This is a genomic window from Neisseria sp. P0022.S010 (genome assembly GCF_051956635.1).
Genome location: NZ_JBQCXF010000809.1, coordinates 1 through 610 on the forward strand (window position 1 = coordinate 1; position 610 = coordinate 610).

Below are 610 nucleotides of genomic sequence, written 5' to 3' on the forward strand. Positions count from 1 at the left end.
AACTGTAGGCGTAACTAGATAAAACACCAAAATTCCTAGTCAAAGTCGTCTGAAAAACACTATTTGGAAAAACCAAACCGTTTCGTTAGGTTACGGAGTTCCGTCTAACCCAATCAACCATTTTTCAGACGACCTATCGTCCCCAAACCTTCCCCTCCAACCAACACACAAACCATGATTAAAACCGATAAAATCCGTAAACCGCAGCCTGCGCTGTTTTACATCATCGACTATCTTTGGAGCGGCTTTGCCGGTTTGAGTGTGGCGATGGTGGTGGTGGCGTTGTGGGCGTGGGGCAGTGCCGTATTTGGTGAGTTTATGCTGCCTGCGCCGGTGGAGGTGTTTCAAAAGTCTTTGGATTTATTGCAACATTTTCAGGAAAACGAAATCGGGATTTCGCTGTGGCGGTCGGTGGTGGGTATTTCGGTTGCGCTGGTGGCTGGATTGGCGGCGGGGCTGGTGGCGGGCAGTTTTAAGACGGCGATGGCGTTGCTCAAGCCTGTGATTACGATTTTGTTGGCGATGCCGCCGATTATTTGGGTGGTGATGGCTCTGTTTTGGTTCGGTTTCGGCAATCCGAGCGTGTTGTTTACCATTATTGTGTTGGTTG

At 49.3% G+C, this 610-nt stretch carries 1 protein-coding gene; it reads left to right on the forward strand.

Features of this window, described 5'->3' with window-relative positions; genetic code table 11:
• Window positions 1-174: 174 nt before the first annotated feature.
• On the forward strand, window positions 175-610 hold a 436-nt coding region (locus tag ACTHUT_RS21540), incomplete at its 3' end, for an ABC transporter permease (protein ID WP_440419852.1).